Origin of the sequence: Limisphaera sp. VF-2, assembly GCF_049537125.1 — a bacterium.
Lineage (GTDB): Bacteria > Verrucomicrobiota > Verrucomicrobiia > Limisphaerales > Limisphaeraceae > Limisphaera.
Genome location: NZ_JBMVQY010000004.1, coordinates 510,960 through 528,248, shown reverse-complemented (window position 1 = coordinate 528,248; position 17,289 = coordinate 510,960). Strand labels below are relative to the sequence as shown.

The 17,289-nt window shown below is 65.9% G+C and carries 8 protein-coding genes; 7 read left to right on the top strand and 1 reads right to left on the bottom strand.

The features are described 5' to 3' along the window. Window positions 1-87: 87 nt before the first annotated feature. Window positions 88-4,287 carry a prolyl oligopeptidase family serine peptidase gene (locus ACPDIT_RS13765; protein WP_423444397.1) on the top strand — a complete coding sequence of 1,400 codons (4,200 nt, stop codon included), beginning with the start codon at window positions 88-90 and terminating at the stop codon, window positions 4,285-4,287. Between the two features lie 99 nt (window positions 4,288-4,386). Here ACPDIT_RS13765 and ACPDIT_RS13760 read toward each other — a convergent pair whose 3' ends face one another. Further along, window positions 4,387-5,808: a YfcC family protein gene (locus ACPDIT_RS13760; RefSeq protein WP_423444395.1), complete on the bottom strand. Its 1,422-nt coding sequence runs from the start codon at window positions 5,806-5,808 to the stop codon at window positions 4,387-4,389. A 284-nt stretch (window positions 5,809-6,092) separates the two neighbouring features. Between ACPDIT_RS13760 and ACPDIT_RS13755 the strand changes: the two genes are divergently transcribed. The 6 genes from ACPDIT_RS13755 (at window position 6,093) to ACPDIT_RS13730 (ending at window position 16,738) form a co-directional block, all read left to right on the top strand. After that, entirely contained in the window at window positions 6,093-10,241 is a 4,149-nt protein-coding gene (locus ACPDIT_RS13755; protein ID WP_423444393.1) for a LamG-like jellyroll fold domain-containing protein, read from the top strand. Continuing rightward, window positions 10,238-11,149, top strand: coding sequence for a prepilin-type N-terminal cleavage/methylation domain-containing protein (locus ACPDIT_RS13750; RefSeq protein WP_423444392.1), 912 nt, complete (start codon window positions 10,238-10,240; stop codon window positions 11,147-11,149). Before ACPDIT_RS13755 ends, ACPDIT_RS13750 begins: the two co-directional genes overlap by 4 nt. Window positions 11,150-11,153: 4 nt before the next feature. Beyond that, window positions 11,154-11,510, top strand: coding sequence for a hypothetical protein (locus ACPDIT_RS13745; RefSeq protein ID WP_423444390.1), 357 nt, complete (start codon window positions 11,154-11,156; stop codon window positions 11,508-11,510). An 849-nt stretch (window positions 11,511-12,359) separates the two neighbouring features. Next, entirely contained in the window at window positions 12,360-13,370 is a 1,011-nt protein-coding gene (locus ACPDIT_RS13740; RefSeq protein WP_423444388.1) for an AraC family transcriptional regulator, read from the top strand. A gap of 170 nt (window positions 13,371-13,540) precedes the next feature. Beyond that, entirely contained in the window at window positions 13,541-14,284 is a 744-nt protein-coding gene (locus ACPDIT_RS13735) for an ABC transporter ATP-binding protein (RefSeq protein ID WP_423444386.1), read from the top strand. A 90-nt stretch (window positions 14,285-14,374) separates the two neighbouring features. Then, on the top strand, window positions 14,375-16,738 hold the full coding sequence (locus tag ACPDIT_RS13730) for an ABC transporter permease (protein ID WP_423444385.1): 2,364 nt from the start codon (window positions 14,375-14,377) through the stop codon (window positions 16,736-16,738). Window positions 16,739-17,289 lie beyond the last annotated feature (551 nt).

The window sequence follows — 17,289 nt, the reverse complement described above, 5'->3', positions numbered from 1 at the left end:
AATCCCATGAAGGCCACACCACCTCCTCGACCCGTGGTCGCCCCGGCTCCTGCCGGGGGCCGCGCTTTCCCCGGGCGCCTGATCGCTATGATGCTGGCGGTCAGCCTGCCTGCTGGGGACCTTCTTTCGCCCGCCGCGGCCTCTGCACAGCCGCCGCCTTCGCCCTTCGATCCGCCCGCGGTGCAGATCAATGCGCCTCCCGTGACCGCGCCGCCCGAGAGCTTCTTTCAAATGATTTCCAACCGGCTGACCCGACCGGACACTGCGCGGCGGGGTCGGGCCAACACCAACGACCCTCCGGCCCGCCCGGCCGAAACGTCGGCCACCGATCCCCGCCGGATTCAGGAAGAGCTGGCCCTCTACCGCAGTTTCTATCGCAAGTATCTGGATATCCAGGGCCTGCCGGTCGCGGCACACGCCGACGTGGCCGACCTGGCCCTGCAACGAACCTACGAGATCGTCACCCACATGCTGGCGGGTCGACCCGACATCCTGCGGGCCATGATCGAGCAGCAGTGGTATCTGATCATCATCGGCAAACACCAACAATACACGGACATGCCGGAGTACCGAAACCACCCCGACCCCGATTTCATCAATGAAAGGGTTCGGGGCACGGGCGGCAATCCCACCAGCTTTGGGGAGGAGAATCTTCTCAGTCTGCCGATCGATCGCTACGACGACGAAAGCATCGCCGTCCACGAGTTCGCCCATGCGATCGACGCCATCCTGCGCCGTCTGGAACCCGACTGGTCGAAGCGCCTGCGTGCCGCCTATGACAATGCGATGCAGAAGAGGCTCTGGCACCTGACCTATGCGGAAACCAATCCCGGCGAATATTGGGCCGAATTGGTGCAATCCTACTTCGATTGCAACCGCACCAACAACTGGAACCATGGCCCGATCGGCACCCGCGAAGCTCTTCGCAGCCTCGACCCGGTGGGTTACCAGCTCGTCCACGAGACCCTACGCATCCCGCCCAACCGCGACTGGCACTACCGGTGGCTCCAACCGCTGCCCATGGTGTCCGCCCCACCCCGCATCGGCCGCTGGGCCGACCTGGATTCCTGGTATACGAAGTTCACCTGGGCCCGCGAGTTTCCCGTCCTTGGCCGCGGGGCACGTCCCGAGGCCCTCCTGCATGCCAACCACACCCTGCGTCGGCTGTTCGCCTATCGGCATGACATCGTCAAAACCTTCATCGCCCAGGGGCTGAAGCTGGTCGTTCTGGCGCCGGAGGAAACCCTGGCCGACGTGCCCGAATTCCGTCGCGCGGGCCTGTCCCCCCGGCCGGGCGACCGCGCCGCAGGTTTTTATCCGGAGGCAAAACTCCTGGTCGTGTTGGAAGAGAATCTCCTCGACAATCCGGGACGTGCCGGGGGCACCGACAATCAACTGATCGCGGTCTTCGGCGAGGCGATTTACCGCGTGGGCAGCAAACGCCCCGTGTCGAGCAGTCCGCGAGCCATTCAGCAGTACGAGCTGCGCGTCAAGCCGCTGGACGAAACCTTCGGCCGACGAGTGGGGGAACTTCACGAGCAAGCCCGGGCCCAGGGGCTCTGGAAGGAAACTCCCGCAGAGCAGGATCCGGCCGCCTACTGGGTCGCCGGTCTGCTGGCCTATTTCGATGCGGCAGGAAGTGCGTCTCCGGGTGGTGCGCAGCGGCCGCGTACGCGGGAACAACTTCGCGCCTACGACCGCGGCCTGTACGACCTCGTGCACGAGACGATGGCCTTCGAGGAACGGCCGAACTGGCGATACCAGCCGTATTCACGGGTCCCACCGGCCACGGGCGCTCCCGGGCAACGTGCCGCCAGCCCTCGTGTCTATCGGGCCCGTGTCCAGCCTCACTGGTTCGATCACAACCGCCGCTTCTGGTACCGCAACGAGCTACCGGGGAACCGTCGCGAGTTCATCCTCGTGGACGCCGAACAGGGCCTGCGCCAACCCGCCTTCGATCACGAGGCCGTGGCCCGCCAGATCGGCGCCGGCGTCGCTCCAGATCGACTGCCCGTCGAAGAGCTCCAGTTCTCCGACGACGGCCAAACCGTGCTTTTGATCGGGCGCACGCAGGCCTGGCGTCTCGACCGCGCCACCGGCCAGCTCCGTGCCGAGGCGGTCCCTCCGCGCAGCACCGGCGATTTGATCCCGGAACGCCGACCCCGTCCAACACGCCGGACCGGTCCTGAAACGGAGATCACGTTTGTGAATCGTTTGGATCGACCGGTGCGCCTTTTCTGGATCGACGAGGAGGGACGGCGCCAACCGTATGGCACCCTCGAGCCGGGGGCCCGCCACGTCCAGCACACCTACGGCGGCCACGTATGGCTCCTGACGGACACGGACGGTCAACCCCTGGCCGTGTTCGAAGCCAGTGACATACCGGCCACCGCCGTGCTGGACAACGAAGGCGCGACCCGACGCGGCCCTCCCGCGCGTGCCGCCCGGGCCGTCGCCGGCCGACGAAGTGCGACGGCGGGCGATCGCGTGGAGTCCCCCGACGGTCGCCTCACCGCGCTCGTCCGGGATCACAACATTTTCCTGCGCAACGCCGAGGGGATCGAGACCGCCTTGACCACAGACGGCTCTGCTGAGCACCCCTACGTGCATCTCTCCTGGTCGCCGGACGGTCGCGTTCTGCTGGCCTGGCGCATGCAACCGGTCCAAATCCAGGAGGTTTACCTCATCCGCTCCTCCCCCGCCCAGGGCGGTCGCGCCCAGCTCGAGCGCCGGCCCTACGCATTGCCCGGCGATCCGTTTCCCAAATACGAACTGAATGTCTTCCATGTGGACAGCGGTCGGCGCCTGCGCCCGGAAGTGGATCCGTTCGAGCACCAGTGGCTGCGCCCGCGGGTGTACTGGAGCCGGGACGGGACGCGCTTCAGCTGGCTCCAGGTGGACCGTGGGCACCAGCGCCTCCGCGTCATCGAGGTCGACCGCGAAACGGGCCACGTTCGAAACCTCATCGATGAACGAAGCCAAACCTTCATCTGGACCGCCCACACCGAGTCGCTCGAACTGGACCTGGTGACTTGGCTGGCGAACACCGACGAACTGCTGTACGTCTCCGAACGCGACGGCTGGCGGCACCTTTATCTTGTGGACATGAACACGGCAGAGTCGCGCCAGATCACCCGCGGCCCGTGGGTGGTCCGCGGCATTCAATTCATCGATGAGGACCGGCGTCAGATTTGGTTCAGCGCCGGAGGCATGAACCCGGATCAAGACCCTTACTACCTGCACTACTACCGCGTGAACTTCGACGGGACCGGCCTGGTGGCCCTCACGGATGCCAACGGGACGCATCAGATCGAATTCTCGCCCGATCGACGTTTCCTCCTGGCCACCTGGTCCCGCGTGGATCATCCCCCGGTGACCGAACTGCGCCGTGCCACCGACGGCGCCCGGCTGTGCGTCTTGGAAGAGGCCGACCTTTCCGAGCTGCGCGCGGCCGGTTGGACGCCCCCGATCCCCTTTGTCGCCAAGGGCCGCGATGGCAGCACCGATATCTACGGCGTCATTCACGTCCCCAAGAACCTCGACCCCACCAGGCGCTATCCCGTCGTGGAAAGCATCTATGCCGGGCCTCAGGGATTCTTCGTCCCCAAGGCCTTCAGCCCGAGCGAGCGATTCTCCTGGCTGACGGAGGCCGGCTTCGTGGTCGTGCAAATCGACGGCATGGGCACCGCGCACCGTTCCAAGGCCTTCCACGACGTCTGTTACCGGAACCTCAAAGACGCCGGCCTGCCCGACCGCATCCTGTGGATGCAGGCGGCGGCGCGTCAGTATCCATGGATGGACCTGAGCCGCGTCGGTGTCTTCGGACACTCCGCCGGGGGCCAAAACGCCGCGGCGGCCGTGTTGTTCCACGGCGATTTCTACAAGGCCGCCGTCGCGTCCTGCGGCTGCCACGACAACCGCCTCGATAAAGCGTCGTGGAACGAACAGTGGATGGGCTATCTGCCGGCCGATCAAATCTGGAAGACCGGCCCGGACAACTGGTACGCCGCCTCCTCCAACATCGAGAATGCCCACCGCCTGCAGGGCAAACTGCTGCTCATGGTCGGAGAACTCGATACCAACGTACCCCCGGAGAGCACGTTGCGCTTCGTGGATGCCCTCGTCCGTGCCGACAAGGATTTCGAGTTTCTCCTGTTGCCCAACACCGGCCATTCCATGGGCGGCGCGTACGGCCAGCGACGCACCCGTGATTTCTTCCAGCGTCACCTCGGCGGCCCGCAACCCGCCCCCGCCATGGCCGTCAACGCCCCGCCGGCCACTCCCTGACGCACCCCGCCCGCTTCTCCGCCCCGCTGCGTACGAATCCCCGGGCCCTTCCCCCGGAACGGACCGCTCCCGCAGCGTCTCGTCGATCCTGGCAAGGTCTCACCGATACCCGCTCCACACCGCCACCACCAGGGCCGCCGCCGCCACCACCGTCAGTTTCAGCAACAGCGGCGCGGCAAACCGCACCCAGCGTTCATACGGCACGCCGGCTATTCCCAAGATCGCCATGAGCACGATGTTGGTCGGAATGAGAATGTTCGAAAACCCGTCGCCGAACTGATACGCCAGTACCGCCACCTGCCGTTCCAGGCCCAGCACATCCGCCAAAGGCGCCATGATGGGCATCGTGGCGTACGCCTGCCCGCTGCCCGAGGGGATAAAGAAGTTGATCAAGGTCTGGACCACGAGCATGCCCAACGCCCCCACCACGGGCGGCCACCCCTCCAGCGGTCGCGCCAGACCGTACACGATCGTATGCAGCACCTGACCCTCCTCGAGCAGGAGCGCGATGGAACGCGCAAATCCCACCATCAACGCCACGGCGGCCAGGTCGCCGGCCCCTTGCGCAAATCGCCGGGCTGTCTCGTTCACTCCCAGTCCACCCACCAGCCCGCAGACCACGGCCAATCCCAACCACAAGGCACTCAACTCCACCAAATACCAGCCCCGCGCCACGATGCCCCACACCATGCTCACCAGCACCATCGCCACCAGCAACAGGATCACCCCGTGCCGACAGGTGAGCAGCGGCGCCGCTTGGGCCGCGTTCATCGACCCGGACACGGGTTCCGTGCTCTGCCGCGGGGCGGGAAGCGACAGGCTCTGCCGGGCGTGCCGCCAGACGTGATGGATCCCCACGGCGACAAACGGAAAAAACCACAGCAACCGATACCCCAAACCCGAGGTGGGCTGCAGACCCGAGACCTCCTGGGCCACGATCACCGTGTAGGGATTCATCAGGGCCGCGCCGTAGCCGACGCAATAGCCCCCGACCAGCACGCCACACGCCGTCAACGCATCCAGGCGCATCCCCGCACAGAGCGTGACCAGCAACGTCGTCAATGGAATGTACTCGGTGGAGCACCCGAGCGTGGCGGAGACCGCGGCAAACAACAACGTGGCTCCCGCCACAAACCAGCCCGGCCGGCCCCCCACGGCCCGCAGGATCCGGTGCATCCCTGCATCCAGCGCCCCCGTGCCGCGCAACACCGAAATGGCCCCGCCCACAATGAGAAGGAAAAAAATGATCCCCTGCGCATCGGCCAGGGCCCGCGGCACCACCGTGAACAGTACCCACGGCATCAGCGCAACCCGTTCCGCAACCGGATGGTACGTCCCCGGCACCACCACCGGCCGACCCCGCTCGTTCAAGACGGTGTCGAACCGGCCCTGCGGCAAGATCCAGGTCGCGAGCCAGGCCAGGCTCATGATGAAGAACAGCAACGCCAGGGTGTGCGGGACGCGCAACCGGACGGGCTGAGCCATGAACGGAGCCGGGGGATCATGGGCCGTTCTGTTCATGCGGTTTCCAATGCTTCATGACGGCGAGGGCCGCAAGCCGAATCGGCCCCACGGCGCCAGACTGCGGTTCCTTGCGTCGGCGCTCCGACCTGTTGCGTCATGGTAACCGGGTGTATTTGCAGTATGGCCGGGTGCATCCATGACATGGACGAAGGTGTACTTCCCCGTAATGTGGGCGTGTGTCGCGGTGCCTCGGTGCGTAAGCGTTTGCCGAATCCATGCCCGGCAAACGAAAGAGCGAGTCGCCGCGTTCGAACAAACCCAAAACCCAAAACCCGTTCCCCATGAAAGCAACCCGACACCTCGGCTGGGCGGCCCTGGGGCTGGGACTGGCGGTCGTGCCCGCGGCATGGACCGCCACCTTCAGCGACAACTTCAACACCCCCCGCGATTACCTGGCACAAGGTCTCCCCGGCACCCTGTGGGAAGGCCTCTACACCGGCGCAGGCCAAATCCCCAATGCCACTCTGGGCGGATCCGGACCCGGCTCCACCGTCGCCATGACCAACAAGGTGGACACCGGGCAGCTCGTCGTCACATCGGTGGCCACCGACTGGGAATTCCAAGATGCCGACGGCGTCTTCCTGTACAAATTGGTGTACGGCGATTTTGACGCCGAGGTGTTGATCGGTACACCCTATGACCCCACCGCGTTCAACACCGCAGGGCTCATGGCCCGGCTGCCCAGCGACGGCGGACCCGCCGAGAACTACGTCTCATGGACCCGGTTCGACCAGTTTGGCATCGCCAACTATTTCCGCAACGAAGTGAACGGCGACACCAGCGGTGCCGTGCGACGGCCCATCTTCGAGGTCAACAACAACTACTGGCTCCGGCTGCAGCGCGTCGGCAACACATTCTACGCCTACGAACGCGCCACTGCGGATCAGGAGTGGATCCTGCGGGACCAGCAGGATCGGCCCGACATGGACGGCCTGCCCGTCCAAGTGGGGCTCATTCACGCGACCTTCAGCGCCAACACCCTCACCGCGGCCTTCTCCAATTTCAGGCTCACGGGCCCGAACGTCCAAGCCGGCACGGAAGCTCCGCCGGCCAGCGGTCTGTCCATCACGACGGACGCCGGTCCGGGAGCGCTCCGGATCCAATGGACCCCCGGTGCAGGCACCAGCGGGTCGTTGGTCGTGATCCGGGAGGGCGGTCCGTTGATGGCCCAACCGTCTGACTTCACCGAGTACACTGCGAACGCGCAATTCGGCGCGGGCTCGCAAATTGGCTTCCGCAACTACGTCGTTTATGCGGGATCGGGGAACTCCGTGGTGGTCACGGGCCTCAGCGGGGCGCACCAATACCACGTGGCAGTCTATTCGTACGTCGGAAGCGGCGCCTCCATCAACTACACGCTGGCCGGCGCGCCCACGGCCAGCGCCCGGCCTCCCGCGACCCTGCAGTCCATTACGCTCCAACTGCCGGAGCGAATCCAAACCAACGGCTTTGCCCAGGCCGTGGTCATCGGGCATTTCGACGACGGCTCCACGGCCAACCTCACCGCCCAGGCCACCTTCCAGAGCAGCGATCCCAGCGTCTTTACGGTGAATGCCGCCGGGTTGGTCACCGGGGTCGGCGCTGTGGAAGGGGCCGTGGCCACCATTACCGCGACCCATCAGCAATTCTCCGCCAGTCGGCAGGTCACTGCGGTGGGACCGCCGCCGGCCACTTTGCTGCACCGATACTCCTTCAATACGGATGCCAGTGATTCGGTGGGCAACGCCCACGGCACGCTCATGAACGGCGCCACCGTGGCCGATGGCGAGCTGGTCTTGCCCAACCCGGTGCCGCCCGCCGCCACCACCCCGTCGTCCAACCCGGGTGGGGCCTATGTAGCCCTGCCACCTGATCTCACCACGAATCTAACCGCCATCACCTGGGAAGCCTGGGTTACCGACGACGGCAGCGCCACGTGGGCTCGCGTGTTCGATTTCGGCAGCAGTACCACGCGGTACATGTTCTTGGCGGTGCCCGGCGTCAACCTGACACAAACCCGGTTCGCGTATAATGCCGGCGGCGGGGAGGGCACGCATCAACTCACCTGGACCACCGGCGGCGGCGGCCGGCCGCAAGTGGGCCAGAAGACTCACCTGGTGGTCACCACCGACGCGGAAACCCGCCGGGGCGTCCTGTACGTGAACGGCATCCCGGTCGCCGTTTCCGCCACGGGCTTTACCAACTCGCCCTTGACCGTGGGGTCCACCACCAACAACTGGTTGGGCCGCTCGCAATTTGGTGGCGACCCGTACTGGGGCGGACGCGTGGATGAGTTTCGCATCTGGTCCAATGCCTTGACGGCCCTGCGTGTGGCCATCAACGCCGCGGCGGGACCCGATCGACTGGTGGATGACCCGGGCGCCCTTCAGTCCATCGCACTCCTGCTGCCGCAACCTGAAATGGAGGTTGGCGCCGTCCAGAGCGCCGGCGTAATGGCCAACTTCGCCAACGTTTCCAATGTGAACGTGACGGCCGCGGGGGCCACATTCAGCTCCAGTGACACGAACGTGCTCACGGTCACAGCCGCCGGAGTGGTCACCGCCGTGGCCGCCGGGACCGCCGACATTACCGCCTCCTTCGGCGGTCAGACAACCAGCCGGACTGTGACGGTCGTTCCTCCGGCTCCGCCCGTGCTGGTGCATCGCTACAGCTTCACCAGCGATGCGCGCGACTCCGTGGGCAACGCACACGGCGTCAACCCGGAGGGCGGCATGGTGTTCAACGGGACGGCGGTGTTCGACGGAGTCCAGACGCTGGAACTGCCGCCGGGCATTGTCAGCAACTACAATTCGCTGACCATCGAGGCATGGTTCTACGCCTCCAATTACCACGCGTTGGGCGGGCCGTTGTACCTCTACAGCTTCGGCGAACGCCTGCCCAACGGCAGCGCCGCCAACTTTGTGCGTCTGGCCCTCAGGGATGACAACGTGGCCGCGCCGGTCACGCAGATCTCCCTGAACGGTCCCGCCGTCAACAGCGGAGCATTGATCGGCGGACGCACCCTCTCCGGTGGTTGGAATGCCCTGTTGTCCGGGTACAAACACGTGGTGGCCGTGTACGACGGGGCCCGCCAACAGATGGCCCTCTACCTGGACGGCGAACTCGTGCAGACCGTGGGCGCCGCGGCGCCCCTGTGGGCCGTCAGCAGCCCGTTGGCGTACCTTGGGAAATCCCTTGCCACCACCGAACCTCTCGTGTTCCAGGGCGCCCTGGACGAGTTCCGGATCTACAAGGGTGTTCTCAGCCTGGCCCAGATCCGCACCAGCCGCGCCGCCGGGCCGGACAATCCGCAACTGGATCCGGGGGCCTTCTCCACGCTGCGGCTGGAAGTTCCCGGCGTCATGATCCAGGGAACGCGCCGGCGTCCCGCCGTGTCCGGCGATGCGGCCAACGCCGCCAACATCGATCTCACCGGCGTGGCCACCCTGCAATCGAGCGCGCCCGGGGTGCTGCAGGTTCTGGCCGATGGCCGCATCCAGGCCGTTGCGCCGGGAATCGCGACGCTGACCGCGTCCTACGGTGGCGCCAGCACCAGCCGGCAAGTGGTGGTCGTGCCCAAGCAAACCGCGCTCATGCATCGCTACAGTTTCAACGGCGATCTGCGCGACCTGGTGGGAGGGGCCGATGCGAGGCCGCACGGCAATGTCACGATCGTCGAGAACCGCATGGTTCAGTTGACCGGCGAGCGGAACACCTACGTGGAACTGCCGCGCTACCTCGTGGATGGCTATGCCACGATCACCTTGGAGGCCTGGGCCCAGTTCCTGCCCTCGGGCAACTGGACGCGTCTGTTCGACTTCGGCGTCTACAGCGCCGCGGCCCGACCGGGCGGCGTGGATTACATCTTCTTCGCGCCGCGCACCGGAGGCGCCAGCTACCGCATTGCGATCAACCCGCCGGGCGCCGAGGTTGGCGTCACTGCCTCCACCGGGGCGCCTCAGGGCGATCTCAACGACGGGGTCATGCGCCACATCGTCTGTGTCTTCCAGACGGACGCGGCCCTGGGCGAGCGGTACCTGGCCCTCTACCTGGACGGCGCCCAGGTCGTACGGCAGACCATCACGGCGGATCTCTCGGCCATCCAGAATGCGTGGAACTTCATCGGCCGATCCCTGTTCTCTGCCGATGCCTATCTGCTGGCCCAAATCGATGAATTCCGCATCTATCACGGCGCTCTGACGCCGGAGCAAATTGCGGCGCATACCGCGGCCGGACCCGACGGCTCCCCGACCGTCAGTCCGTTGGCGGCGCCCCTGGTGATTACGGCCGCGCGCCAGGGCGACAACCTCGTCCTGACCTGGACCGACGCCCAAGCCGTCCTCCAGTCGGCCCCCGGCGTCACCGGGCCGTACACGGACGTGTCGGGAGCTTCCAGCCCGTACACGGTTCCGCTCACCGGCTCGCAGCAGTATTTCCGGCTGCGCAAATGAGCTTTCGGTCCCAACCCAATCACGACGATCCTCCAGGCATGGACCCCGGCCGCCAGCGGCTCCGACCTCCCTTCGGCTCGTCCGAATGGGTCTTCGGACCGCTGGCGGCCCTCCTTTGGAACCGACAGTTTGCGATGCAACAGCACGCCACAAACGCCCGGGAGCAACAGGGAGGCTCTGCCCCACCGCGGGGCTTTACCCTGATCGAACTGCTCGTGGTGATCGCCATTATCGCCATTTTGGCGGCGATGTTGTTGCCGGCGCTCGGCAAGGCCAAGGACCGCGCCGTGCGCACCGCCTGCATCAACGGGACCAAGCAGATGCTGACGGCCCTCTACATCTACGCCAGCGAGAACAACGAGCGATTGCCCGACAATGCCAACGTGGGATTCTGGGCATGGGACATGCCCACCGCCGTCGGCACCGCCATGGAGCAAGCCGGCAAAAGCTGGCTCATCTGGTATTGCCCCGGACTCAAGCCGCACTTCGACACCACCGACTTCTGGAATCTTTGGAACTATTCGGGGGCCTATCGGGTGCTCGGGTACTGCATCACCTTCCCCAACACCGCCACTCTGGCGCCCACCAACTGGAACCGGGATCTCATCCGTTCCGCCACCATTCAGGTGGGATTCAACACCACCATCACCGAGGGCCCGGCCCAGCGGGTGTTGGTGGCCGATGTAACGCTCTCCGCTCCGGGTCAGATGAGTCCATCCCTCCGCCACACGTACAACTGGACCCGTGTCCAGGGAGGCTACTTCAAACCCCATCGGTCCGCGCACCTGCGCGGCAGCGTGCCCGCCGGGGGATATACCGGCATGATGGACGGACACGTCCAGTGGCGCAAATGGGAAACGATGACCCCGCGCACGGTCGGCGGGGGTTCGCCGGTCTTCTGGTGGTAGGGACATGAAAAACAGCGACTTCACCGTCCCTCGACCGGGCCGGGCGCGGATTGGGTGGGTGCTGCGATGGACGCTCGCCGGGATCGCGGCCGGTCTTCTGTTGGCCGCCTGCCGGCGGGAATCCACGCCCCCTCCGGCCAGCGAGACGACACCCGCGCCCGCATCCGAAACGCAGACCCCAACCCTCAGCGAGGCCGACATCGTCTCCACCCACCGGTTGCTGGATTACCTGGAGAACTTGATGCAACGAAAAGAGTTCGACCAGGCGCGTCGCGCGATCTCCGAACTCGAGTCGCGACCCATGACACCGGCCCAGCGCCAGAGACTTCAGCAACTCAAGGCCCAACTGCCGCCCGGCTGAGTCGGATTCCGTCGTTTTCTCCCGCTGTCCCGGCAAGCCTCCCGCGCCCAAGGAAGGAGCCATGACCGCCGGGCGGAAGCATCCGGCCATGGACGGGGACCGGATGCCCATCAGAGAGCCGGCGGAGGCGTCTTTGAGTCGGGTATGTGCTTGGTTCTGGACACCCTCTGAAAGCGCAGCGGAATGTCGGCCGTTCCGAGCACAGGAACACCGGGGCAACACGACATATCACATTCGGAACCTTGAATCCCGCGCTCAACATGGAAACTCCGCCGTTCCACCCGTCGCACAGGCCCCTCCACGCGCCGCAGGCGCATGCGATTGACCATTTTGGGGCGACGCCCCCGGAACTTCATCCCCTGAACCCATGGAGCCCCGGAAGGGCGAAACCCGATCCCCCGTCGCGAGGGCAGGGCGTGCCCGGCGGATTCCGCATCCCCAGGCCGGGGTGAACCCCAACTCGCTGGTGTACCCAAGGTGTCGCCCCGGGGCTGGTGCCGCCGCGCCCCTTTGGGGCAAACTGACGGCGCGAGCAGGGCGCGAAAACCCTCTCGATCCTCGATGGCTTCGGCGGAAATGAATTTGGAGGCTCGGTTTTGGAGGCCCGTCGCTTGCGGCGGTTGCACAGGCAGGGCCTCTGTGCCGCAGACTCGCGGTCCGGGGCATTTCAGGGTTTGCAATCCCCTTAGGGCGGAATCGCGCATCTCCTCAGCCCACGAAAGCCAGGGGGAAGGTGGTTTCGTTGAGATTCGCGCATCCCGTGGCTCAAGACCCGAGATGCCCTCTTTCCCCGCCCGCGGATTAGGTTTGCTCGCCCGGTGAAACGCACTATGTTATGGCGGTGTCGCCATGGGCGCGCAACCGTTACCCCGGTCCGACGTCACGATCCTCGGCCCGCACACGCAACTGGCCGGTGTTCGGGCGGCCGCGGTGGAGCCGCGTCCCTGGATCGAGCCGTTCCCTGTGTGTCCGGCCTTGAACACTCTCGGCATCATCCATACCGGGATTCAACAAACGGCTGCCCCCATGAAAATTGTCCGCACGCGGCAGACCACCACCTATTTTCTGGCCTGCACGGGTGGGAAAGGGCGTGTATTGATCGACGGGCGCTGGCGGGTTTGCCGGGCCGGCTGGGCCTGTTTGCTGCCCGCGCACACGCTGAATGCCTTCGAAGCCATCCCCGGAGTTCGATGGGAGTTCTGCTGGGTGTGCTACCAGCAGCCGCGCGATCAACGGCCGCTGGGAAACGCCGCCTCCCCCGTGATGGCGCCGTATGATTCGCAACCACTGCTGGCGGCCATTCAGGGGCTTCTTTACGAATGCAGCGGCCCTGCGCAACCCAGTCTGATGATGCAATGGAGTCACCTGATCCACGCCTACGTGCTGCGTTTTGCCCGGCCCTGTCACCAACCCGATCAGCTCCGCATGCTCTGGGAGCGGGTGGAATCCCGACTGGAGGAACCGTGGACCCTGGAGAAACTTGCCGCGGAAGCCGGCTACAGCCGCGAACACTTGCGCCGATTGTGCCGTCGTCAGCTGGGCCGCAGTCCGATGCACCAAGTGACCTACTTGCGGATGCGACGGGCCGCAGAACTGTTGGCCACCACGGAACTTACCGTGGCGGCCATCGCCCACCGGGTCGGCTACCAGAATCCGTTCGTGTTTTCCAATGCGTTTGCCCGGTGGATCGGATGGCGGCCGTCGGAATACCGCCGGCAACGGACCGTCAACACTGCCGGCGGGAACCATCGGGCCGCCGCCGCCCCGCCGTCCGGCCTGCCGGCAGGTCTGCCGAACGACCTCCGGCCGCTCGAGCTTCCGGGCCGGCCTGCCGCTCCTTCTCCCGTGTCGGTTCGCTGAGCCGGACCGGTCTGTCGCGCAGGTCGTCACGGCTTGCTTGAACCACACGACCCGGATCCCGCGGGCTGCAGTCGCCCCGAGGCGACAGCCGCACTTCGCCGGGGTTCCGCGCTCGCAGGGGAAGGCTTGCCCGTTGCCGCATCCCTCCGGCATTGCCACACTTCTCCCGTGTGAACGCAGAAGCGCTCCGGTTGGAATCCACCGAGGCATCCCCGCCGCTCCTTCGGGCACGGGGATTGACGAAGGTTTACGGCAGTGGCCCGGCTGCCGTGCGTGCGCTCGATGGCGTGGATCTGGACCTGTATCCCGGCGAGTTCGTGGTGTTGCTGGGGCCCTCGGGCAGCGGCAAGACGACGTTGCTCAATCAGCTCGGCGGCCTAGACGTGCCCACCGCGGGCGATTTGTGGTTCGGCTCCCTGAACCTGGCCCGGGCGTCGGAGGCGGAACGCACGCTCTACCGGCGCAACGCCGTCGGATTCGTGTTTCAGTTTTACAACCTGATCCCGAGCCTCACCGCGCGCGAAAACGTGGCTTTGATCACCGAAATTGCCGCCCGGCCCATGGACCCGGAAGAGGCGCTGCGACTGGTGCAACTGGGGGAACGCCTCGACCATTTCCCGTCCCAACTCTCCGGCGGCGAACAACAAAGAGTCGCCATCGCCCGCGCCATTGCCAAACGGCCGGCGGTGCTCTTGTGCGATGAACCCACCGGCGCCCTGGATGTCCGCACCGGGGTCGCCGTCCTGGAAGCCATCGAGCGCGTCAACCGCGAGCTGGGCACCCTCACGGTCGTCATCACCCACAACGCCGTCATTGCCGACATGGCCGATCGGGTCATCCATCTCATGGATGGCCGCATCCAACACCAGCGGCGCAACCCGCAGCGGGTGCCGCCCCGCGCATTGCAATGGTAAAACGGCCGGCCTTCCGGAAAATGCAGCTGCGATCCTTCACCCCCCTTGTTTTGAACCGCGCCGGCCACGCAATCGCACAACCTTGAACGGATGAGCCTGCTCGATCTGAAGCTGTGGCGGGACCTGCAGCGGATGAAGGGGCAAACCCTCGCGGTGGCCCTGGTGATGGGCTGCGGATTGGCGATGTTGATCATGACCCGCAGCCTGATTCATTCCCTCGAGACCACGCGGCAAACCTACTACCGCACGCATCGATTTGCCGACGTGTTCGTGCAACTCAAACGGGCCCCGCGCAGTCTCGTGCCCCGGCTGGCCGCCATCCCCGGTGTGGCCGCCGTGCAACCCGGGATCGCCGTGCAGGTCACCGTGGATCTGCCCGGTCTGGATGAGCCCGCCAGCGGCCTGGTGCGGTCCGTGCCCGAAGACGGTCCCATGGAGCTGAACCGGCTCTTCATCCGTCGGGGACGCGAACTGCAGCCGGGCCGCCGGGGCGAATTGCTGGTGAGCGAGGCGTTTGCCGAGGCCAATCGGCTTCAGCCCGGCGATCCATTGACCCTGCTCCTCAACGGACGCCGACAAGAGTTCCGCATCGCCGGAGTGGTGTTGTCACCGGAAATCATCTTCGAAGCCCGCCCCGGCGTTTCCCTCCCGGACAACCGCACCTACGGCACGTTCTGGATGTGGGAAAGCGAGATCGCCACTGCGTACGACCTGGAAGGCGCGTTCAACCACCTGACCTCGATGCTGGCCCCCGGTGCATCCGCACAGGCCGTGTGCGCTGAACTGGACCGGCTGTTGCAAGCCCATGGAGGCCGCGGTGCCCATGCGCGCGCCGATCATCCCTCCCACGTTCGGGTCTCCGACGAGATCTTCATCTTGCGCACCATTTCCATCGGGTTTCCCACTCTGTTTCTGGCCGTGGCGGCTTTCATGACCCATGCCGTGCTGATGCGGCTGCTGACGTTGCAGCGGGAACAGATCGCCATCCTCAAGGCCTTCGGGTTCACCGACGCGCAAATCGTGGTGCACTACCTCAAGTTCGGCCTGGTCATGGCCACCCTGGCGGCCGTGTTGGGAACCGGCGCCGGTATTGCGCTGGGGCACCGGTTGGTGGCCTTGTATCACCTGTTCTTCCGTTTTCCCGAGCTGCATTTTCGGCTGGATCTGGCGGCCGTGGCCGTGGCGCTCGGCGTGGGAGCGCTGGCCGCCGCCGCGGGCGTGGCCACCGCGGTGCGCAAGGCAGCTCGCGTGCCCCCTGCGGAGGCCATGCGTCCCGAGCCGCCGGCCCGGTACCGGCCCGCCTGGATGGAGCGCGTCGGGTGGGGCGCGTATCTCTCCCCCGCGGCCCGAATGGCCCTGCGCAACCTGGAACGCCACCCCGCCCAGGCTTTCTTCACCGTGGCCGGCCTGGCCCTGGCCACCGCGTTGCTCATCGTACCCAATTGCTTTCGCGACAGCGTGGACCTCTTGCTGGGCTTTCAGTGGGACGTCGTGCAACGGCAGGACCTGAACGTCGGCCTGGTCGAACCCAATTCACCCGCCGCATTGTCCGGGTTGCGGCGGTTGCCGGGAGTGCTGGCGGTGGAACCCATCCGTGCCGCGCCGGCCCGATTGCGATTCGGTCCGCGGAGCCGCCAACTCGCCATCGTGGCCGTGCCGGCCGAGACCCTGCACAGTCGGGTCATCAACAAGCACTGGCGCCAGCTCAGCCTTCCGCCGTCGGGACTCATCGTGTCCGCCAAGCTGGCCGAGGTGTTGGGCGCACGGCCGGGGGACCTGCTCGAGGTCGAGTTCCTCGAGGGACGACGACCGGTCTGTCACGTCCCCCTGGTGGCGGTGTCGGAGGACCTCACGGGGTTGGGAGCCCACATGGAACTTCAGGCGTTGAACCGGTTACTGGGCGAGGGCGATCGTGTGACCGGGGCCAGCTTCACTTTGGATCCCGCGCAGCGGGCCGCTTTCCTCCGGGCACTCAAAGACATCCCACAGGTCAGTTGGGTCAGTATCAAGGACTCGTTGCGCGCGAACTTCCGACAAACCACCGCTGCGAGCATCAACCTCATCCAGCGCATGTATCTTGCCTTTGCCGTCGTCGTGGCCTTCGGAGTCGTTTACAACAATGCCCGAATCTCCCTGGCCGAACGCGCGCGCGAACTGGCCACCCTGCGCGTGATCGGGTTCACCGAGACCGAAGTGGCGGCGGTGTTGCTGATCGAGTTGGGCATCCTGACGCTGGTCGCGATGCCGCTGGGACTGCTGGCCGGCAGTGGATTCGCCACCGCCATCGTCGAAGCCATCAACACCGAGACGGTGCGTCTGCCTGCCGTGCTCACCCTGCGGAATTACAGCTTCGCAATCGCCACCGTCGCCACGGCCGCTTTTCTTTCCGCCCTGATTGTACTCCAACGAATCCGGAGACTGGATCTCATCGCCGCCCTGCGGGCGCCGGAATAAACACCCGGCCCTTCTCAAAGGTCGCCGGACGGGTCCGACGCTGCTCCTGCTGCGCCGGGCAGTGTTCGTCGGCGGTCGAGACCAGCCACCACGGTCGCCGCCGATGGCAGTTCGGGCAACAAACGAAGCGACGCTCCTTGCTCCCCAGGGAGGGATCTCCGGCGGAAATCCAGACGGCAAACCCCAGATTTGTGGACCCCAGGGTCAAGTGCGGCATGACCGATTTGGGGGCCGGATTTCCCCGTCGCCCAGAGCCGAATGAACCCGCGGTGTCCAGCGGCCTCGCGATCTCCGCCGGGAGAGGGCAAACGATCCGTCGGCTCGCGCAGGGGCGGGAGCGAACCAAAATGCTGTGGCCCCGAGAGAGCCCTCGGGCGGTCATTCTTCCCGGATTCCGCCACCCGCGACTCGAGCCGCCAGCCACTTTCCATGGCGGGGCCGGAGGCCGAAAGGGAAGCCGAGTCCTGCCCTCCGCGAGAGCATGAGGCGCAAGTACTCGGCCACAGGCGTGCGAAACCCATTCCCTCACAGCGGCGGCCCCTCGGCCCCGC